Genomic DNA, 20,356 nt, shown 5'->3' with positions numbered 1-20,356 from the left:
CCCGCGCTGAGCCGACAAGCATCTAGAGGCTGGATGTCATGCAAAAAACCAGAATGGGTTTCGTCGGTGGCGGGGAAGGGTCGTTCATTGCCCGGGCACATCGGCAGGCGGCGGCGCTGGATGGGCGATTCGATCTGGTGTGCGGTGCTTTCAGCCGCGATTCGCTGAACAATCAGCGCACTGGCAACGCTTTGGGGCTCGCGTCACAGCGTGTCTATGGCGACTGGCGGGAGATGATCGACGCCGAATCGCGCCTCCCCGAGGACCAGCGCATGCAGTTGCTGGTCAACGTCACACCCAATCATCTGCATGCGCCCGTCGCACAGCGCGCGATCCAGGCAGGCTTCCATGTGTTCAGCGAAAAGCCCGCCGCTTTGAATCTGGCCGAGCTGCAGGCGCTGGACCAAACCCTGGCCGGCAGTGACCAGTTGTATGGCTTGGCTCACGTGTACCTGGGCTACCCCATGGTCTGGGAAGCCCGCGAGCTGGTACGCAATGGCCTCATCGGTGCCGTGCGCAAGGTCATCGTCGAATACCCGCAAGGCTGGCTCAGCCAGGACATCGCCAGCCAGGGCAACAAGCAGGCCGACTGGCGCGACAACCCGGAACAATCCGGCATTGGCGGCTGCATCGGCGACATTGGCACCCATGCGTTTTGCCTGGCGGAATTCATCGCCGACCAGCAGGTATGCGCGCTCAGCGCCCAGTTGGGGTCGCACGTCGACGGTCGCCGACTGGACGACGACGCCAGTGTGCTGTTCAAAATGAGCGGCGGGGCCAGCGGGGTTCTGATCGCCAGCCAGGTCTGCGCCGGCGAAGAAAATCCGTTGAAGATTCGCGTCTATGGCGAGTTGGGTGGGCTGGAATGGCGGCAGGAAGAGCCGTCCAGCCTGATCCACCGTTCGCTGGACCAACCCATGCGCATCCTGCGCTCAGGTCTTGGGCAACCTTGGCTCAGTGCCGCCGCCACGCGCCGGATGCGTTTGCCCGCAGGGCATCCCGAAGGCTACCTGGAGGCGATGGCCAATCTGTACGTGGATTTTGCCGACGCCATCCAGGCGGGCGTGGCCGGCAACCAGGTGCCGGGCGTACCCGGTATGGACATCGGTTTGCGCGGGATGGCCTTCATCGAAGCCGCACTCATCAACCACCGCGGCGACGCCAAGTGGACCGAGCTGGTCTGTCCCTCTTCCTCACGGAGCACCTCGCAATGAATCTTCCCGCCGATACGGGGCTGCGTGGCCCGGGCATATTCCTGGCGCAGTTCATGTCGTCCGAAGCGCCGTTCGACAACCTGGCCAACATCGCTGGCTGGGCTGCGTCCCAAGGTTACACATCGATCCAGCTGCCCACGCTCGGCACCCGATATATCGACCTGGAGCGCGCAGCGCAAAGCCAGGCGTACTGCGATGAGCTGAACGCGGTGTGCGCCAAAGCCGGCGTGCAGATCAGCGAGCTGTCGACCCACCTGCAAGGTCAACTGGTCGCCGTGCATCCTGCTTTCGACGCGGTGTTCGACGAGTTCGCGCCAGCCCACCTACGCAATGCTCCACAAGCCCGCACCGAGTGGGCCGTCGACCAACTCAAGCTTGCCGCACGGGCCAGCCAACGCCTGGGCCTGACGGCGCATGCCACGTTCTCCGGCGCCTTGCTCTGGCCCTATGTCTACCCGTGGCCGCAGCGGCCCAGTGGTCTGGTCGAGCAGGGTTTTGCCGAGCTGGCCCGGCGCTGGTTGCCGATTCTCGACTGTTTCGAAGAGGCCGGTGTCGATCTGTGCTACGAGATTCACCCCGGTGAGGATCTGCACGACGGCGCCTCGTTCGAGCGCTTCCTGCAGGCAGTCGACCACCATCCGCGCGCCGCCATCCTGTATGACCCCAGCCACCTGCTGCTGCAGCAGATGGACTACCTGGGTTTCATCGACCGTTACCACGCGCGCATCCGCATGTTCCACGTCAAGGACGCCGAGTTCCGTCCCGATGCCCGTTCCGGCGTGTATGGCGGCTACCAGGACTGGGTCGATCGGCCGGGCCGCTTCCGCTCGCTGGGCGACGGCCAGGTGGACTTCAAATCGATCTTCAGCAAGTTGACCCAGTACGGCTTCAACGGCTGGGCCGTGCTCGAATGGGAGTGCTGCCTGAAGGACTCGGCGCAAGGCGCAGGTGAGGGTGCTGCCTTCATCGAGCGACACATGATCAAGCGCACGCAACGCGCTTTCGATGATTTCGCCGGCGTGTCCGCCGACGTGCAATCCAACCGAAGATTATTGGGTTTGCCCGAAGACTGAACCGCAAGCTTTCGACCGACACCTGCCATAACAATAAAACGGTGAGCGCAATGAAAACGATGAACGCCCGACTGAGCGTGATGATGTTCCTGCAGTTCTTCATCTGGGGTGGCTGGTTCGTCACCCTGGGAACATTCCTGGCGACGGGCCTGGGCGCCAGCGGCAGCCAGATCGGCCAGGCATTTTCGACGCAGTCCTGGGGAGCAATCATCGCTCCTTTCGTCATCGGCCTGATCGCCGATCGCTGGTTCAATGCCGAACGCATCCTCGCCACTCTGCACCTGCTGGGCGCGGTGCTGTTGTACCAGCTGTACAAAGCGCCGGACTTCGCCACTTTCTATCCCTATGTCCTGGCCTACATGGTGGTGTACATGCCGACCCTGGCCCTGGTCAACTCGGTTGCCTTCCGCCAGATGCAAGATCCGGCCCGTGAGTTCTCGCGCATTCGGGTATGGGGCACCATCGGCTGGATCGTTGCCGGCGTGGTGATCAGCATGCTCTTCGCCTGGGATTCCGCCGAAGGCATCGCCAGCGGCGCGCTGCGCAACACCTTCCTGATGTCGGCCATTGCATCGCTGCTCTTGGGGTTGTACAGCTTCACCCTGCCCAGCACGGCACCTTTGCAGGCCACCGGCGAGCGCCAGGGGTTGCGGCAGGTGCTGGGCCTGGACGCGCTGGGGCTGCTGAAGGATCGCAGCTATTTGATATTCTTCCTTGCGTCGATCCTGATCTGCATACCACTGGCTTTCTACTACCAGAACGCCAACCCGTTCCTTGCCGAGATCGGCATTGCCAACCCCACCGCCAAGATGGCCATCGGGCAAGTATCCGAAGTGCTGTTCATGCTGTTGCTGCCGCTGTTCATCGCCCGCTTCGGCATCAAGATCGCACTGCTGGTCGGCATGTTCGCCTGGGTGTTGCGCTACGTGCTGTTCGCCTATGGCAGCGGCGGTGAAGAAATCGCCCTGTTGATGATCGGCATTGCCTTGCATGGCGTGTGCTACGACTTCTTTTTCGTCTGCGGGCAGATCTACACCGACGCCAAGACCCCCGAACGCTTCCGCAGCTCGGCGCAGGGGCTGATCACCCTGGCCACCTATGGGTTGGGCATGCTGATCGGTTTCTGGGTAGCGGGGCAGGTGACCGATCACTATGCAACGGGCATGCAACATGACTGGAAAAGTATCTGGCTGTTCCCGGCGGGGTTTGCCGGGGTGGTTCTGCTGGGCTTCGCATTGACGTTCAAAGCCAGGCGCAACTGAACACCTGGCGAACTCTGGAAGCAACGTTGCGCTATCAGCCAGTCATCTGCGCCAACCAGTCCTGCCTCATTTGCGGTACGGATTGGACAAGGCTCTGCGTGTAGTCATCGAACGGTGCGCTGAGTGCTTCAGCAGTGGCCCCCCGATGAACGATACGCCCGTTGCGCAACACGGCAACCTCATGGGCGATCTGCCTGGCGACGTGCAGATCGTGGGTAATGAACAAGTACGATACGCCCGTTTCGGCCTGCAGTTGCCGCAGCAACGCCAGTACCTCCTGAGCAACCAGCGGATCCAGTGCCGAAGTGGGCTCATCACAAATGATCAGTGCAGGCTCGGCAGCCAGTGCGCGTGCAATGCACACGCGCTGTTTCTGCCCCCCGGAAAGCGTGTGCGGAAGTCGCTTGGCGATGTCTGCAGGCAGGCCCACCTGGCCCAGTAATGCGATCACCCGCTGTTGCCGCTGCTGTCGGCTTGACCCGGTAAATTTCTGCACGGCGCGAGCGAGCTGATCGCCGATCGACAGTCTGGGGTTGAGCGCGCTATCGGGAATCTGATGCACCAGTTGGACCTGCTGCAGGTGATGGTGGGCCCGCTTCCCGAGCGTCAACGGCAGCGCCTTGCCTCCCAGCGTCATGGAACCGCCAACGTCCGTGAGCAATCCGCAAATGGCTCTACCCAAGGTCGACTTACCTGATCCCGATTCGCCGATGAGCGCCAGCGTGCAGCCTTGCCACAGACGCAGTGAAACGTCGTCCAATACCGGCCGATGGTGATACCTGGCGCTCAGGGAGCGGATGGTCAGCACTTCTTTCTGCACCGATGGAACAACGCCTGGACCGCGAGAAGTGCATCCGGCATCGAGCAGATCCCGGGTGTAGCGCTGCGTCGGCCTTTGCAGAATCTGCTGGGTCGCGCCGTGCTCCACGCATTGGCCATGACGCAACACCATGATGCGGTCGGCCAGTTGTGCAACCACGGCCAGATCGTGGCTGATGTAGATGGCGGCTACACCCGCCCGGCGGATGACCTGCGCGATGGCCTGAAGAATGCCCAGTTGGGTGACGACGTCCAGTGCGGTCGTCGGCTCGTCGAAGACGATCAGCTCGGGCGAGCTGCACAGCGCCATGGCAATCATCGCCCGCTGCAACTGCCCACCCGACACCTGGTGCGGGTAGCGTGTATAGAAGGTTTCGGGCTCCGGCAGACTGAATTCGGCGAACAGCTGCAGCGCCCGCGCCTTGGCCGTGGCCGCATCCATGAGCCCGTGCCATTGCGCAGCTTCGATCACCTGCGCACCGATGGTCAGGGCCGGGTTGAAGGCCGATCCGGCCGATTGTGCAACGTATGCAATGCGCCGGCCGCGAATCCGTCGCAGGCCAGGTTCCGGAAGGCGTAGCAGGTCCTGCCCATGGAACAGGACACCTCCGCCTGCCAGCGTCATGCCTTCACGCAGATGACCCAGGATCGCCTGGCCGACAGTGGATTTTCCCGCTCCGGACTCGCCGATCAGACCCAGCACCTCGCCGGCATTGAGCGTGAACGACACGTTATCGACCAACATCCGCCGCGGCTCGCCTCTGGCGGCAATTCGTAACTGATCGACGCACAACAGTGGAGGTGCAGAGGCGTGGGTCGAGTCAGTCATGGTTGCGCGCTCCCCACCGGCGTGTGTTGCCGTTCAGCAGCCAATCGGCCAGCGCATTGATGCACAGCGCCAACACGGCAATCGCGGCGCCCGGTATCAAAGCGGCCCACACGCCGAACAACACGCCGTCCTTGTTATCCCGGGCCAACCCGCCCCAGTCTGCCGTAGGGGGCTGAATGCCCAGCCCGAGAAAAGACAACGCGGACAGAAACAGCAGGATGAAAACGAAGCGCAGGGCGAATTCAGCGATCAGGATGGGCAGGGCATTGGGGAGAATTTCCCGCAGCAGAATCCAGGCCATGCTTTCTCCGCGCATGCGCGCCACGTCGATGAACTCCATGGCGGCAATATCCGCCGCCAACGCACGCGCCACGCGCAGAATCCGAGTGGCCTCCAGCAGCCCAAGCACCAGGATGATCACACTCACGGTCTTGGGCAGCGTGGCCAGAATGACCAGCGCCAGTATCATGGTCGGTATCGCCATCAGCACGTCGTTGACGCGCGAGATCAGTTGGTCGATCCAGCCCCCGGCAGCCCCGGCGATGAAGCCCAGCGTCGTCCCCCCGACGAACGCCACCAAGGCTGCGGCGGCGGTCACCGACAACGATGTGCGTGTGCCCCAGATCAGCCGCGACAGCAGATCGCGGCCCAGATTGTCGGTGCCCAGCGGCGCCAGCGCCGACGGGACATCCCAGGCTGCGCCAATCACCTGGTCGGGAGCATGGGGAGCCAGCCATGGCGCGAAGAGGGCGACAGCCACGAACAGAATCAGACCGACGATGCCGGGCAGGTGAACGATTTTCGGTGCGGGCATGGATTATTTTCCGTGGCGTAGACGGGGGTTGGTCAACAAAGCGATCACGTCAGCGAACAGATTCAGCAGGATGTAGATGGCCGCCAGCACCAGCGCACAACCCTGGACCACGGGCACGTCCCGTTTGCCGATGCTGTCGACCAGGTACTGGCCCAGGCCGGGATAGACGAAAACGTTTTCCACGATCACCACGCCCACCATCAGGTAGGCCATGTTCAACACGATGACGTTGATGATCGGCCCCCAGGCATTGGGCAACACGTGGCGCCACAGTACCCGCATGGGCGAAAGCCCCTTGAGCACAGCGGTATCGACATAGCTGCTGCGCTGGGCATTGAGCAGCGCCAGCGGTACCGCTACCAACGCGGTAATGCCCGCCAGGGACAGGGTGTTGTTCAGCCGCTGCGAAAGCGCCACGGAAATGTTTTCCCCGGAAGTCAGGCTGCTGCCGAATTCACCCTGCAACACTCCGCCCAGCCAGTGCAAATAACGCCAGCCTGCCGGTTGATCCAGGCCCAGTTGCAGCTTCAAGGCATGGACGGCCGCAGGGGTTGCGGACTGCCCCAGAATTGCGGTCGCCGTATCGCCCGGCAGCAGGTTCAGCCCGATGAAAATCAACAGCGAGGTCGCCAGCAGCATGACCATGCCGACCGCCAGGCGCCGCGCAATCATGCTTGCCAGCGCGCCTTGCCCCCCTGCGCGAGCGATAACCGGAAGTGTCACGGACATCGACCTTATCCTTCCAGCCAGACTTTCTCGGCGGCTCGGTTGCCACTGAGCGGCACCCCAGGCACCGACGTGAAACCCTTGACGTTCTTGCGCGTGGCCGCCAGCGCGTCGGCGTACAGCGGGATGATTTCACTGCTCTGCTCGACCAGCATCACCTGGATGTCGTGGTAGATCTGCCGGCGTTTGTCTTCATCGGTTTCGCCACGCGCCGCTTTCACCAACTGGTCGAAAGCCGGGACTCGCCAAGCGGATTCATTCCAGGGCGCCTGGCTGGTGAATACCATGGACAGCAATGCATCGGCAGTGGGGCGTGCCCCCCAATTGGAGGTACAGAACGGTTTCTTCAACCAGGTATCGGTCCAGAATGCGTCGTTTGGCACCCGTTCGATGCCCAGCGGAATGCCAGCCTTTTGCGCCGACTGTTGATACAGCTGAGCCGCATCCACCGCCCCTGGAAAGCCCGCGTCTGCCGCGAAGAGCGTGAGCGGGCCTGCGAACCCTGCTTTTTGCCAGTGGAAGCGCGCCAGATCAGGGTCGTAAGGTCGCTGAGGAATATCCCGCGCGAAGTACCGGTTCGATGGGAAGACTGGATTGTCGTTGCCCAGCGAGCCATACCCGCCCAGGACCGTGTCGATCAACTGTTGCCGGTCTATCGCGTATTTGAGTGCCAGGCGCCCGTCGAGGGAATCGAACGGTGCCACGTGGGCCAGGCCGGGCAGGGTGAATATCTGGCTGTCCTTGTCCCGCACCAGCTGAATCGAGGGCAGCTTTTCGATGCGCCCGACTATGCGCGGATTGACCCGATTGATGATCTGCACGGAACCACTGACCAGCGCCGCGACCCTGGCGGTCGAGTCGTTCATGGCCAGGGTTTCGACGGAGTCGACATGGCCCCGTGAAGGGTTCCAATGGTTGGGGTTGCGCTTGACCAGCATGCGCACGCCCGGCTGGAAACTTTCCAGAATGAAGGCGCCGGTGCCGATGGCTTTCTCGAAGGCCTCGTTTTCGGCTGTGATCACGAAATGCACCGCTGACAGCAAGGCGATGAACTCGACGTTCGGCTCCGCCAGGGTGACAGTGACTTCGTGATCCGTAGTGGCTCTCAAGTCCGTGACCGGGTCCAGATAGACCTTGACCGGGGAGGAAGATTTCTCGCTGCGGTGGTGATTGAGCGACCAGACCACGTCTTTCGCGCTCAAACCGCGGCCATCATGAAATTGCACGCCCTTGCGGATGTTCAGGACCCACTTGCGGCCACCGTCATCGCTGGACCAGGATTCGGCGAGTGAAGGCACGATTGCTCCGCTATCGTCGACTTCCACCAAGGCATTGAACAGCTGACTGCCGGTGAAATACATCCAGCTTTCGAACCAGAAGGCCGGATCCAGGCGGTCTGTGGTCGACGCGTTGTCCAGGCCGATCGTCAGGTGGCCACCTTTTCTGGGGCCCAGCGGCTGCTGTGCGAAGGCATTGGCCAACGGCCAGGCGGAAGTCATGGCGGCGGTCATCGCGGCCGCCCCGGTACCTTTGATGAACGAGCGACGATCAAACATGCAGGGCATCCTGTGCAACGGGTACGGACTCAGAGCCGGCGAGGGCGGTCGACAGTGCGCGAATGTGTTCCGGGCCGATGCCACAGCAACCGCCGACGATACTGGCGCCCTGATCGACCCACTCCCGCGCCCAGCGCAGATAGTTGTCCGGCTGGGTGTCGCGGCGCAGTGCGCTGATGCCCACGTTGGCACCGCGTTTATGGTCCGACGGTTCGAAGGCATTGGCGTAGATGCCGAGCGGTAAACTGCTGTGTTGGCCAGCCTCGAGCAACGCAGCGCTCATGACTTCCGGCGGGCTGCAGTTGAACAGCACGGAAGCCGCGCCCAGTTCGACCGCCGCCAACACGGCGTCGGTGATGCTTTCCCCGGATCGCAGTCGAGCCTTGCCCTCAGCATCCAGCGCATCGTCCAGCGTGAAGGAAAACCAGCGTGGTCGCGGGTCATCTTTCAATAACTCGGCCACCAGCCTGACTTCGGCAATGGAGCTCTGCGTCTCTGCCAGCCATAGATCGACATGCTCGTTCAGCGCATCGATCAGCACCCGCAGGACCTTGCCAGCCTGCACCGGCTCGAACAGATCCGGGCGGTACGAGCCAAGCGGGGGAGGCAGCGACCCGGCAACGCGAACGGCGTGAGGACTGGCATCGGCAGCAGCACGGGCAAGGGTGCCCGCGAGTTGCGCCAAAGCAGTGCCGTCGATCTCGAACCGCGCCTCGCCGATATGAAAAGGCACCACGGCATAGCTGTTGGTGGAAATGACCTGCGCACCGGCAGCGATGAACGCATCATGTGCCTGGCGCACATATTCCGGGGCTTCGATCAGCGCCAGTGCAGACCACTCCGGTTGACGAAACGGCGCGCCGTTTCGCGACAGCTCTCGGCCCATGCCGCCGTCGAGGATTTGAATGTGTTTTGCCATTGTCGTTACCCAATATCCGGATGATGACTAGATCGGTCAGGCTGCCCAATTGAATATCGGCAACACAGATAACCTGAGGGCTTTGATGAAAAGCGTGCCGCCCCTTCAGGGGGCACTTACTGATAACCAAGCCTGCTTAGATTTAATAGAAATATAAAATCTGCAGCAACTTCCAGAGTGGAATAACGCGATTTGATTTGGCTATATATTTAGTGACTGTTTACCGGGCAACAGCGATTCAACACTTCGGGTTATAAAAACTACCTTGGTGGTATCAAGAAATCAGTCCTTTCCTCTAGCTTGTCCCCACTCCCTCGACCTGCGCTGCATCGCCGAACCCGGACGTGTTGATCGCCACGCCAATGCAGTGCGGTCTGATTACGCCTCCGCAGGCGGATCGTATTCGTTGACATAGGCTACTTTCGTTTGTAGCCGGCCCAGAAGGTCAACCAAGGTGTCGACCTCTGCTGGCGATAAACCGCCCAGCAGACGCCGCTCCCGCTCAAGCGCGACCTTCAGCACTCGGTCGTGCAGCGCTTTGCCCTCGGGGGTGAGGCTGACGGTGTAGCGGCGCGCGTCCTGGCTGTCCACCTTGCCGGTGATTCGCCCAGCGGCCTCCAACGCCTGCAGCGAGCGGCTGACCGCGCTTTTATCCAGGCCGATCACCTGACAGATGCGATTGGCCGTGATCTGGTCTTCTACCGCCAGCAGGGCGATCAATCGCCACTCCACAACGCCGATACCGAAATGCTTGCGGTAACTCAGAGAGGCGCCAGTCGCCAATTTGTTTGCAAGGAATGTGAGCATGGCTGGAACGTAGCGATCCAGATTCAGCTTGTTGGTTTTCGCCATAGGTAGCCGCCGTAAAGGGATGAACGGTTCGAGAAGAAAGGTTGACACCGCAACTAAATAGCCGGATTCTACCTCCAGCCACGCACCTTGCGTGGGCTGCTCGCATCATAGGCGACAGCCGCCCCAACAAAAATAATTATCAGGTAGCCTGCAATGAACAGTACCGTCAACCCCCTTGGTCTGCGCCTTCTTCCAGCAGCCACAAGTCCGCCATAACCCCCGCTCGCTAACTCAATCTCCGTTCGCTTTTTGCAGCCACTTTTGAGGTGGAGGGCCGTCTCATGCTCCAGGTTTTAGTCAATCGCAAATCCATCGTCGCCGAGGGTATTTGCAGTTTCGAGTTGTGCCTTGCCAACGGCAGCCAGTTGCCTGCGTTCACCGCAGGCGCCCATGTCGATGTGCATCTGCCCAGCGGTGTCGTTCGCCAATACTCTCTGTGCAATGCACCGCAGGAGCGTCATCGCTATCTGATCGGTGTGCTCAAGGACCCGTCGTCGCGCGGTGGCTCTCAAGCGATGCATGAGTTGGTAGAAGAGGGTCAGACGTTGCACATCAGCGAGCCGCGCAATCTTTTCCCACTGGCGGGTCCAGGGGCGACGCATCTGCTCATTGCCGGCGGAATCGGCATCACGCCCATGCTGGCCATGGCCCACGAGCTGCAGCGCCAAGGTGAGGATTTCGAACTTCATTACTGCTTCCGCTCACCGGATCGCGCGGCGTTTCTCGATGAGCTGGCCCACGCGGCGTTTACCGATCGGGTGGTGCTGCATGACGACAGTAGCGCGGTCCCTTCCAATCTGGATGCCCGCGCCTTGCTCCGGACCCCTGAGGCGGACCGACATGTCTACGTCTGTGGTCCGGGCGGCTTCATGGATTACATCCTGGGTTGCGCCGCCGCGGCAGATTGGCCGCAAGCACAGGTGCATCGAGAGTTCTTTGCGGCGCCGCCGGTAGACCACGCCGCTGATCGGGCCTTCGAAGTACAGCTGGCACGCTCGGGCAAAGTCTTTCAAATCCCTGCTGATCGCTCTGTGTTCGAGGTGCTCGACGAAGCCGGCATCCAGATCGAGACCTCCTGTGAGCAAGGCATTTGCGGGTCTTGCATCACCCGGGTGGTCCAGGGCATCCCTGATCACCGCGATCAGTTCATGACCGACGCAGAGCATGCCAGCAACGACCAGTTCACGCCGTGTTGCTCGAGAGCGAAAACACCGTGCCTGGTCCTGGATCTTTGAACCCACGCCCGACACCTATCGACTTATGGGAGAACACCATGAACGCCCCTGGTAGCCAAACCCTCGCCTATGAAGTACCGGCCACGCCGTCTTTGCCCAGCTTTCCCCTTGATCAGTGGTACGTGGCCGGCTTGGGCTGGCAGCTCACCGACAAACCCGTAGCGCGCACGCTGTTGAACAAACCCGTGGTGCTGTTTCGCACGTCGGATGGCAAGGTCGCGGCGCTCGAAGACCGTTGCTGCCACCGTGCACTGCCGTTGTCCAATGGCACCCTGGAAGCCCAGGGGCTTCGTTGCGGCTATCACGGGCTGCTATTCGATGGCGCAGGCAAGTGCATTGAAATTCCTGGCCAGGACAAGATCCCCAGCAAGGCCAAGGTCCCGGCCTATCACGTACAGGAGCGGGACCAGATCGTATGGATCTGGTTCGGCAGCAGCGACCACCCCGAGCCAACCTGCGAACCGCCAGCGTACGCCGTGCACAGCAGCGGCGCGTATCTCTTCGACGGCGATGTCTACCACTACGATGCGCCCTACCAACTGATCCATGACAACCTGATGGACCTCAGCCACCTGGGCTATGTGCATCTGCGCACCATCGGCGGTAACGCCAGCATCCACATGAATGCCGAAATGAAGGTCGAGAGCGATGACCTGTCGGTCACCGTCACTCGCCATATGCCGGGCTCCGTTGCGCCGCCCACCTACATCGCTGCGTACCCTTTCAAGGATCGGATCGACCGTTGGCAGCAGATCGAGTTTCACGTCAGCCACCTGCGAATCTGGACAGGCGCGGTGGACGCCAATACCGACGATTTGAACGATCCGCAGCGCGGCGGCTTTCATATGCGCGGGTTCCATGGCGTCACCCCGGAAACCGAGACCACCAGCCACTACTTCTGGACCATGGCCACCAATCCCAAGAGCGACCATGAGGCGATCAAGGCCAAGGTCATCGAGCAAACCGCCTTGACCTTCGATGAAGACAAAGTGGTGATAGAGGCCCAGTACCGGAACATGTGCCGCTTCGGCACGGGCCCGATGATCGATATTCATGTGGATGTCGGGGCGAACAGAGCGCGCAAGATCATCGAGCGGTTGCGTCACGCCAACCGTTGAGCCTGTACCTCAGGATGCGAGCCCGACCGCTCGCATCAGCCTGAAAGGCAGTGGTGAGATCAGCCTTTGATTTCACCCTCAGGCCTTGGCCTGGCCAAGGCGCATCGAGTGTCCGTTCAACAACAAAAACAAGAGGGTACCCCTATGCACGTCTTACCAACCCGTGAATCCGGGCCGACTTCGGCTGCCCAGCGTTTGACCGCTCACGCTTGCTCCAGTACGGGAGTCATTGGACATGGATAAGTCGATCGGCCAACTCATGGATCAAAAACCCATGTCGGGGTTTCAGTGGGGAGTCATCGGCCTGTGTTTTCTGATCAACATGCTGGATGGCTTCGATGTGCTGGTGATGGCCTTTACCGCCGCATCGGTGTCCAGTGAGTGGGCGCTGACCGGCACTCGGCTCGGCTACTTGCTCAGTGCCGGGCTGGTGGGCATGGCCGTCGGGTCGTTGTTCATCGCACCGTGGGCCGACCGCTTTGGCAGGCGTCCCTTGATCCTGGTGTGTGTGACGGTAGCGGGGGTGGGGATGGTGTGTTCATCTCAAGCGTCGTCGCCGGAAATGCTGGCCGCTCTGCGGCTGCTCACAGGCCTTGGCATTGGTGGCGTGCTGGCCAGCAGTTATGTCATTGCCGGCGAGTACGCCAACCAGAAATGGCGGGGACTTGCGATCAGCCTGCAGTCGACCGCCTACGCGCTGGGCGCCACCATTGGCGGCTTGATCGCCGCGCAGATCATCCCGTCCATGGGTTGGCGCGCTGTATTTCTCTACGGTGGGATCGTCACGCTGATGACGCTGCCGCTGCTATTGGTGTGGTTGCCTGAATCCCTAGTATTTCTGGCCTCGCGCCAGCCACAAGGCGCCCTGCACAAGGTCAACCGGCTATTGGCCCGGGTGCAGCTCGAACCCATCGAGCAACTACCGCCAGTCTCGGCGTCGGCGCGTCAGCCACTTCGTGTGGCGTTCGCCCAGCTGTTCTCGCCGCCGTTGCTGCGTTCCACGCTGTTGATCTGGCTGGCATTCTTTCTGGTGATGTTCGGCTTCTATTTTGTGATGAGCTGGACGCCCAGGCTCCTGGTGGCGGCAGGCCTGTCCAACCAGCAAGGGATCACCGGCGGGGTCCTTTTGAATGTAGGTGGAATCGTCGGTACGGCTGTCGTGGGCCTGCTGGCCGCACGGTACAGATTGTCCCGTGTCTTGATTGGCTACCTGCTCCTGACCGGCATGCTGCTGGCTATGTTCGTTCAGTTCACTTCCAACCTGAACCTTGCGTTCACTCTGGCTTTGGCCATCGGCGTGTTCGTCAATGGCTGCGTGGCGGGGCTCTACGCGTTGACGCCTACGCTTTACTCCGCCTCGCAACGCGTGACCGGCCTGGGCTGGGGCATAGGCATCGGCCGCTCTGGCGCGATTCTATCGCCCCTGGTAGCGGGGCAATTGATCGATGCGCAATGGGCGCCCGCGCAGTTGTATGTGCTCTTTGCCGGGGCCTTCGTGCTGGCGGCATGTGCCATCTGGGGCCTGAAGGCGCGCTCGACTCCCGAATCGCAGCCCACCACTACCGGTCTGACTGCGCAATAACTCGATCAAAAAACAACAATAACAAGGACATCGCTATGAAGGCGTTGATCAATTGCCCACGGCTGTTGAGCCTGGGCAGTGTGGGGATGTTGTTGTCTGGAATCAGCCAGGCCGCGCTGATTTCCGATGCAACGGTTGCGTTGACCAGCCGTAACTTCTATCTGGACAGAGACTACAAAGGCGAGACGCCTTACGCGGCAGCGCGAGAGTGGGCTCAAGGTTTCATTCTCCGTGCCCATTCCGGTTACACCGAAGGTTGGATGGGTTTTGGCTTGGATCTGACCGGGATCGTCGGGCTGAAACTGGATTCGTCACCTGATCGCACCGGGACGCAATTGCTCCAATTCAACCCGGTCACGCGCAAGACTCGTGACGAGTATTCAGAGCTGGGGGCTGCCCTGAAAGCCAAGGTCTCCAAAACTCGCGTGTCGATAGGTACGCAATTTCCCAGCCTGCCGGTCATAGCGGCCAGTCCGGCGCGATTGCTGCCGCAATCCTTCAGGGGCGCGCACCTGATTTCCGAGGATGTGCCGGATACGACACTGCACCTGGGGCGCATGGACAGGGTCAATCAACGCGACTCCACGGACGACCAGCCGATTTACATCGCCTCGCCCAATGGTCGGTTCACGCCGGGTGCCACCTCGACCCGGTTCGACTTGGTGGGTGGTGACTATCGATGGTCGCCAAGCTTGACCTTGCGCTACTTTCACGCCGAGTTGGGCAATATCTACCAACAGGATTTTGCCGGCTTGCTGCATACGTTGCCACTGGGGCCGGGCAAGCTCAAGACCGATATCCGCCTGTTCAACAGTCGCGAAGATGGCCGGGCAGAAGCGGGCAGGGTGGATAACCTGAGCGCAGGCGGGATGTTTACCTACCAGGTGGGCGCCCATAGCCTGGGTATCGGCTATATGCAGCAGAGCGGCGATACCGCGATGGTTTATCTGGCGGGCGGCGAGCCGGTGGTGCTCAGCGATGGCACCATGAGCGCGGATTTCGTCAACCCCGATGAACGCACGTGGGCCTTGCGATATGACTATGATTTTGCAGCCGTGGGACTACCTGGTTTGACGGGCATGCTGCGCTATCTGCACGGCAGCCATATAAATCTGCCGCGCCTGGGCGGCAGCCATTTGTCGGAGTCGTCCAAAGACGTCGAGCTGTCCTATGTGGTGCAGTCAGGCCCGGTAAAAGGGCTGAGCGTGCGCCTGAGGCAAAACGTCTATCGAAACGATCTGAGCGCCGCAGCAACCTTTCGTAGTGACAACGAAACCCGCATCAACGTCGATTACACCTGGAAACTGTGGTGATACACGCGTGCGCTGCAGGTAACGGATAGCGTCAAACCGATGAGGCCGCTGTCACCAGCGGCCTCTGTCTGTGGCGTATTGGCGCTATTCCGGCTTGCCACCGGGCATCCATTTTTCCCGGCGTTCGAACAGGAAGTACTGGGATGTATCGGCTGTCGACGGTTCCACGCGCGGCGCCCAACTCTCGTCATGCAGGTCCATGTCTGCGTCGTATTCGACGTGGCAGCCCAGCGGGCTGTTGAAATACCAGAACCAGTTGGAACCCAACTGATGGCGACCGGGCCCCCAGAACGACTGATAGCCTTTTTCGACGAAACGAGTGCCGGCCAGCATGACCTCGGTGGGCCCGGCCATGTGGAAGGTGAAGTGTTCGATACCCTTCATGAACGGTGGCGTGTTGATGAAAAACAAGGTGTGGTGGTCCAGGGTCCCCGCAGGTCGCAGGAAGGGTCCTGTGCCGATGAAGCGATCGGTGCAGATGAACCCCAGCCGGGTGTAGAAGGCTTCGGCCCGGTCGGCGTCCGGAACGAAGTACACCACATGGGACAGACTGCGGGGGAGGGCTGGCATCTCGTTGCTGGCGCCCAGACTGTTGACTTCGCGCAGCGTGGCCGAGCCTGGTGCGTTACTGATTTCTCCAGGCATCGCCAGCGTCCTGCGCCGGGTGATGCAGAAACCCAGGGCGAAACCCATATCGTCGAATGCATGCAGTACGCCGTCATCGGTGCGATGGACTTCGCGGTCCTTGCGCAACTCGGTTTCTATGGCTTGCAAGGTTGTCTCGTCGGCTACGCCATAGACCGTTTCGCGCAGCGTGCTGGCGGTACCCATCGGCGCCGGCAGGCCGGCAGCATCACGGTGGCGGATCAGCACGCCGGTACCGTCCAGCGCTTCCAGAAAGCCTCCTTGTTCATCGACATCCAAGGGTTTGAGCCCATAGTCAATCAGGTATTGCACGCAGGCAGCGACGTCATCCACGCCGAACGTCAGGTATTCAGGTCCGATAATATTCATGGTGTGTCTCTCGTGTTCTGACTCAGGCCGTGCGGCCGCCCAAGGTTTCGGCGACCCAGTCAGCGATGTACTGGCCGGCGTTGATGCTGTTGTCGAAGCTGGAGTGCTGCACTCCGCCTTCACGGGTGGTGAAGATTTTCAGCTCGCGTTGCGGGCTGTTCACCAACTGCTCGTAGGTTCGCTGCGCCCATTTGAGCGGGATCTGGCTGTCTTTCTCACCGTGGGTCACCAAAAAGGGCACCGTGATGCGATCGAGTACGCCGTCCAGGTGCACGTTTTCGGCAATGCTCATGAACTGGTCGATGTCTTTGGCGCCCCAAACCCAGCACACATGCGCCCAGTAATGTGGCACCGGAAGATTGCCTTCATTGGCCAGGCGGCGCTTCTGCACATCGCGCCAATCATGGTTGGCGCCCCACACCACGCCACAGGCGAATCGCGGCTCGAAGGCTACTGCTCGCGGACAGTAGTAGCCCCCCAGCGAGACGCCTTCCAGGCCGATACGACCTGGGTCGATCTCGCTGCGGGTTTCCAGCCAGTCCACTACGCGGCTGGCCCAGTGTTCACTGTCGTAGCGGGCGGTCAGTCCTTGCAGGCGCAGCGCTTCGCCCGTGCCCGGCTGGTCGATCACCAACGAAGACACACCGCGCTTCGCCAGCCAGGCTGGCAGCCCCACGCGGTATTTCATTTCCTTGGTCGAGTCCAGGCCGTTGACCTGCACCAGGATCGGTGCAGGGCCTTGCACACCTTCGGCGCGGGTATACAAGCCGCTGAGGTGGGTGCCCTCATACGGTATTTCCACCCGTTCGCAGTTCTCGGACGACAGTTCGATGCCTCGCGCGAAGGTCTCCAGGAAACGTTGGTAAAGGGCTTCGCGCGCTGGGGCACCGTGACTCTGCAGGCGTTCACAGGTGATGTAGTAGGTGGCTGCGCGATTGTATTTTTCACCCGCGGACAACAGCCGGCCCCGACTTTCGTCTTCGCTGGCGAGGTCGCACAACTTGTCGGCCATTCTGGCCCAGGTTTCACGGAAAGCCTGAGTGCCTTCGGCGTCGGGGTGCTTGGCGCTTTCCTGAAGCGGCGCGCACATTTCCTCGATTTCACCGATGCGGGCTCCCATCTCTATCGCCAGGTCTACCGACAGGTTCCAGACATAATTGGTGGGGAAGTAGCGAAACATATTTTTATTGTCCTTTTAACGGTTCCAGGGCGCGGCCAGGTCTGCCCATGCCGCAGCCGGAAACGCCTGAGCAGGCGTTGCCAGCAGGCCGAAACTCGCATGCATTGATGCATGGGACAAATTGCGAGTGCGGATGCCAACCATCGTACTTCGTGATAGTTCGACCGCTGGCAGCGCCGGGGTGGCGAGGGGTCAGGTCTGCGGGACGGCCTCGGACCTCTGCACCGCGTCCAGCAACTGCCTGCGCAGCCAGCCGAGCATGGCATCGCCGTCAAGGCTGCGGTGCCATGCCATGTACTCTCGCATCACGGGCAGCTTTACCGGCGGAGGCAGCAGGCGCAGCGGCAGCAACTGTGCATACAGCAAGGCGAGCCGACTGTGCATGGTAGCGATGCGTTGCGAGCCAATGAGCAGATGCGGGATGGTGTTGAAGTCGTGTGTGATGACTTCCAGGCGGCGCTTGCAGCCATACTGGTTCATGAACCACTGCTCGATGGCCGGTGTGCGGCTGCGTCCGAACGCGGCGGCGACGTGGCCCAGTTCAAGGTAGTTTTCCAGTGTGAACGGCTCTTTCAAACTGGTATTGCCGGTCCAGACCACGCAGACGTGTTGCTCTTCGAACAGTAACTGGGAGGGGTGCGCGGCGTTGATGTGTTGCTCGGGCGCAATCATCAAATCGATCTCGCCGCGCATCAGCATCTCCAGAGCGGTTTCGCCCGGGCTCATCAACTCGAAGGTGACATGCGGCGCCTCGCCGTTGATGCGGTGGATTACATCGGCCAGCAGTACGTTGATCAGGTAGTCGGACGCCATGATCCGAAAATGACGCTTGCTCAAGGCAACGTCGAACACTGGCTTGGCTGCAATCGACGTCTGGATCTTGAGCAACACTTCGCGAATCGGGATCTGCAAGTCCTTGCCCAGCAATGTGGGCGCCATGCTGCGCCCGACCTGCACCAGCAGTTCGTCCTCGAAATACGCCCGCAGCCTGCGCAGGATGCCGCTCAGCGCCGACTGGGTCATGTGCAGCCGCACGGCCGCCCGGGTGATGTTCTGTTCTTCGAGCAGGACATCGAGCGCGACGAGCAGGTTGAGGTCCAGATGGTTGAATCGCATGAGGGCAGGCTCTTCTTGTAGTTATTTTCAAAATACTTTCCATGCCAACTCACGATTAGTCAACGCCTCCTTTCCTCCCTATCGTCAAGCACAAGGCTGGAGCCGAGCATGTCGATGCCGGCTACCTGGACAACTACAAGAACAACTACAAGAACAAGGGAAAGCATGATGAGCGACGTCAACAAAGTGCTGGTGGTGGGTGGTGGCATCGGTGGCCTGTGCGCCGCCATCGCCTTGCGGCGCCAGGGGGTGGCCGTAGACCTGGTGGAGATCAAGTCCGACTGGACGGTGTACGGCGTGGGCATCATCCAGCAGAGCAATGTGGTACGTGAAATGGCCCGGCTCGGTGTGCTGGACCGCTATCTGGCGGCCGGCTATGCCTTCGAGGATGTCGGTATCCACGACCTGCAAGGTCACCCACTGGCGCGCATTCCCGGGCAGCGCCTGGCCGGGCCGCAGTACCCAGCCAACGTCGGCATCTCGCGACTGGCACTCCATCAGGTATTGAGCAGCGCCGCCATCGAGTTGGGGGCAGGGGTTCGCCTGGGGCTCAGCGTAGCCAGCTTCGCGCAGGATGCAGACGGCGTGGACGTCACCTTCACCGACGCCAGCACTGGGCGCTATGCACTGCTGGTGGGTGCAGACGGCGTCTATTCGAAGATTCGCGGCATGCTGTTCGGCGATATCTACACGCCACGCTTCACTGGCCAAGCCGTGTGGCGCTACAACTTTCCCCGCGACCCTTCCATCGATCACCTCGCCAGCTACATGGGGCCTGCCGGCAATGCCGGCCTGGTCCCGCTCTCCGACACCTTGATGTACATGTTCTCGACTTCACACGAACCGGAAAACCCTTGGTACGAACCCAGTCAACTGGCCGATGTCATGCGTGACCGTCTCGCCAGTATGGGCGGTTTGGTAGGCAGGTTGCGCGAGCAGATCACAGACAGCACGAAGGTCGTCTACAAGCCCATGGAAGTGGTGTTCGTGGACGAACCTTGGTTCAAGGGCCGCGTACTGCTGATTGGCGATGCGGCACATGCCACCACGCCACACCTGGGCCAGGGTGCCGGTATGGCGATCGAGGACGCGCTGGTGCTGAGCATGGAGCTGGCCGGCGAAGGCAGCCTGCAGGACAAGCTCGAACGCTTCATGGCCCGACGTTTCGAGCGCTGCAAGTTCATCAGCGAAAAGTCCGTGCTGGCCGGCGATCGGGAAATGGCCCGGGACCAAACGTTCGATCGCATCGGTTTGACCAAACAAATGCTCAAGCTGACCGCTGAGCCGATCTGACCCGGAATTTCCATGACTGCCATTTATCTATGCCCGCAGGCCGTACTGGCCGAGGGCTGCGCACGGGGCTTCGATCCCTGGAGGAAGGGTCGTGACACCGTCTTCGTGCTGCGTTGGCAAGGTGAATTGAAAGCCTGGCTCAATAGCTGCCCGCATCTGCAGGTGCCGCTGCATTACCGCAAGGATCGATTCATGTCGGCGGACCGCCAGCGCATCGTCTGCCATGCCCACGGCGCGCTGTTCATGCCTGACAGCGGGCTCTGTGTATTGGGTCCGTGCCTGGGCCAATCGTTGCGCAGTCAGGTTCTGTCAGTGGATGAACGGGGCGGTGTGTGGTTGGCAGGCCAATGATGGCAACCATCGTCGTAGCTGTATCCACCGCTGCATAGGTATCGCGCCATGAAATACATCGCATCAGAAGAGTCGATTAGTCAAAGCACG

18 protein-coding genes are annotated in these 20,356 nt (G+C 61.0%); 9 read left to right on the top strand and 9 right to left on the bottom strand.

All coding sequences use genetic code 11. The annotated features are described in order from the left end of the window. Positions 1–38 precede the first annotated feature (38 nt). Genes IFT57_RS12325 through IFT57_RS12315 form a run of 3 tightly spaced genes read left to right on the top strand, consistent with a single transcriptional unit; the run spans position 39 to position 3,549 of the window. Positions 39–1,214, top strand: coding sequence for a Gfo/Idh/MocA family protein (locus IFT57_RS12325; protein WP_244657303.1), 1,176 nt, complete (start codon positions 39–41; stop codon positions 1,212–1,214). Further along, positions 1,211–2,287 carry a sugar phosphate isomerase/epimerase family protein gene (locus IFT57_RS12320; RefSeq protein WP_192151570.1) on the top strand — a complete coding sequence of 359 codons (1,077 nt, stop codon included), beginning with the start codon at positions 1,211–1,213 and terminating at the stop codon, positions 2,285–2,287. Before IFT57_RS12325 ends, IFT57_RS12320 begins: the two co-directional genes overlap by 4 nt. A 50-nt stretch (positions 2,288–2,337) precedes the next feature. Continuing rightward, a complete protein-coding gene (locus IFT57_RS12315) occupies positions 2,338–3,549 on the top strand; it encodes a nucleoside permease (protein ID WP_192151569.1) in 1,212 nt (403 codons plus the stop codon). Between the two features lie 34 nt (positions 3,550–3,583). On the opposite strand, the gene IFT57_RS12310 is transcribed toward IFT57_RS12315, so the two are convergent. The 6 genes from IFT57_RS12310 to IFT57_RS12285 form a co-directional block, all read right to left on the bottom strand. Further along, positions 3,584–5,197, bottom strand: a complete 1,614-nt coding sequence (locus IFT57_RS12310) for an ABC transporter ATP-binding protein (protein ID WP_192151568.1) — start codon at positions 5,195–5,197, stop codon at positions 3,584–3,586. Further along, entirely contained in the window at positions 5,190–6,011 is an 822-nt protein-coding gene (locus IFT57_RS12305; RefSeq protein ID WP_192151567.1) for an ABC transporter permease, read from the bottom strand. Before IFT57_RS12305 ends, IFT57_RS12310 begins: the two co-directional genes overlap by 8 nt. A gap of 3 nt (positions 6,012–6,014) precedes the next feature. Continuing rightward, positions 6,015–6,740 carry an ABC transporter permease gene (locus IFT57_RS12300; RefSeq protein WP_199868841.1) on the bottom strand — a complete coding sequence of 242 codons (726 nt, stop codon included), beginning with the start codon at positions 6,738–6,740 and terminating at the stop codon, positions 6,015–6,017. Positions 6,741–6,745: 5 nt separating this feature from the next. Beyond that, on the bottom strand, positions 6,746–8,293 hold the full coding sequence (locus tag IFT57_RS12295) for an ABC transporter substrate-binding protein (protein WP_192151566.1): 1,548 nt from the start codon (positions 8,291–8,293) through the stop codon (positions 6,746–6,748). Continuing rightward, a complete protein-coding gene (locus tag IFT57_RS12290; protein ID WP_192151565.1) occupies positions 8,286–9,212 on the bottom strand; it encodes a homocysteine S-methyltransferase family protein in 927 nt (308 codons plus the stop codon). The genes IFT57_RS12295 and IFT57_RS12290 overlap by 8 nt, the downstream gene beginning before the upstream one ends. A gap of 378 nt (positions 9,213–9,590) precedes the next feature. Next, a complete protein-coding gene (locus IFT57_RS12285) occupies positions 9,591–10,064 on the bottom strand; it encodes a MarR family winged helix-turn-helix transcriptional regulator (RefSeq protein ID WP_192151564.1) in 474 nt (157 codons plus the stop codon). A 281-nt stretch (positions 10,065–10,345) separates the two neighbouring features. Between IFT57_RS12285 and IFT57_RS12280 the strand changes: the two genes are divergently transcribed. From IFT57_RS12280 to IFT57_RS12265, 4 genes are all read left to right on the top strand, one after another. Beyond that, positions 10,346–11,299, top strand: a complete 954-nt coding sequence (locus tag IFT57_RS12280) for a PDR/VanB family oxidoreductase (RefSeq protein ID WP_192151563.1) — start codon at positions 10,346–10,348, stop codon at positions 11,297–11,299. A gap of 38 nt (positions 11,300–11,337) precedes the next feature. Next, positions 11,338–12,417 carry an aromatic ring-hydroxylating dioxygenase subunit alpha gene (locus tag IFT57_RS12275; protein WP_192151562.1) on the top strand — a complete coding sequence of 360 codons (1,080 nt, stop codon included), beginning with the start codon at positions 11,338–11,340 and terminating at the stop codon, positions 12,415–12,417. A 235-nt stretch (positions 12,418–12,652) separates the two neighbouring features. Next, positions 12,653–13,999: an MFS transporter gene (locus IFT57_RS12270; RefSeq protein WP_192151561.1), complete on the top strand. Its 1,347-nt coding sequence runs from the start codon at positions 12,653–12,655 to the stop codon at positions 13,997–13,999. 35 nt (positions 14,000–14,034) lie between these two features. Further along, positions 14,035–15,312, top strand: coding sequence for an OprD family porin (locus tag IFT57_RS12265; protein ID WP_192151560.1), 1,278 nt, complete (start codon positions 14,035–14,037; stop codon positions 15,310–15,312). Positions 15,313–15,396: 84 nt separating this feature from the next. Here the strand turns inward: IFT57_RS12265 and IFT57_RS12260 are convergent, their stop codons facing one another. The 3 genes from IFT57_RS12260 to IFT57_RS12250 all read right to left on the bottom strand — a co-directional run bounded on the left by IFT57_RS12260 (position 15,397) and on the right by IFT57_RS12250 (position 18,622). Continuing rightward, a complete protein-coding gene (locus IFT57_RS12260; RefSeq protein WP_192151559.1) occupies positions 15,397–16,326 on the bottom strand; it encodes a VOC family protein in 930 nt (309 codons plus the stop codon). 22 nt (positions 16,327–16,348) lie between these two features. Then, a complete protein-coding gene (locus tag IFT57_RS12255; protein WP_192151558.1) occupies positions 16,349–17,506 on the bottom strand; it encodes an alpha/beta hydrolase family protein in 1,158 nt (385 codons plus the stop codon). Between the two features lie 192 nt (positions 17,507–17,698). After that, the gene (locus tag IFT57_RS12250) at positions 17,699–18,622 is read right to left on the bottom strand and encodes a LysR family transcriptional regulator (protein WP_192151557.1); all 924 of its coding nucleotides are present in this window, start codon (positions 18,620–18,622) and stop codon (positions 17,699–17,701) included. 168 nt (positions 18,623–18,790) lie between these two features. Between IFT57_RS12250 and IFT57_RS12245 the strand changes: the two genes are divergently transcribed. Then, positions 18,791–19,915, top strand: a complete 1,125-nt coding sequence (locus tag IFT57_RS12245) for an FAD-dependent oxidoreductase (protein WP_192151556.1) — start codon at positions 18,791–18,793, stop codon at positions 19,913–19,915. A 6-nt stretch (positions 19,916–19,921) separates the two neighbouring features. Next, positions 19,922–20,266: a Rieske (2Fe-2S) protein gene (locus IFT57_RS12240; RefSeq protein ID WP_446731199.1), complete on the top strand. Its 345-nt coding sequence runs from the start codon at positions 19,922–19,924 to the stop codon at positions 20,264–20,266. Positions 20,267–20,356 lie beyond the last annotated feature (90 nt).

Source organism: Pseudomonas sp. CFBP 13719, from assembly GCF_014842095.1.
GTDB lineage: Bacteria > Pseudomonadota > Gammaproteobacteria > Pseudomonadales > Pseudomonadaceae > Aquipseudomonas.
The sequence above is the reverse complement of the archived record's forward strand: the minus strand, read 5'-3'. Positions and strand labels throughout refer to the sequence as shown.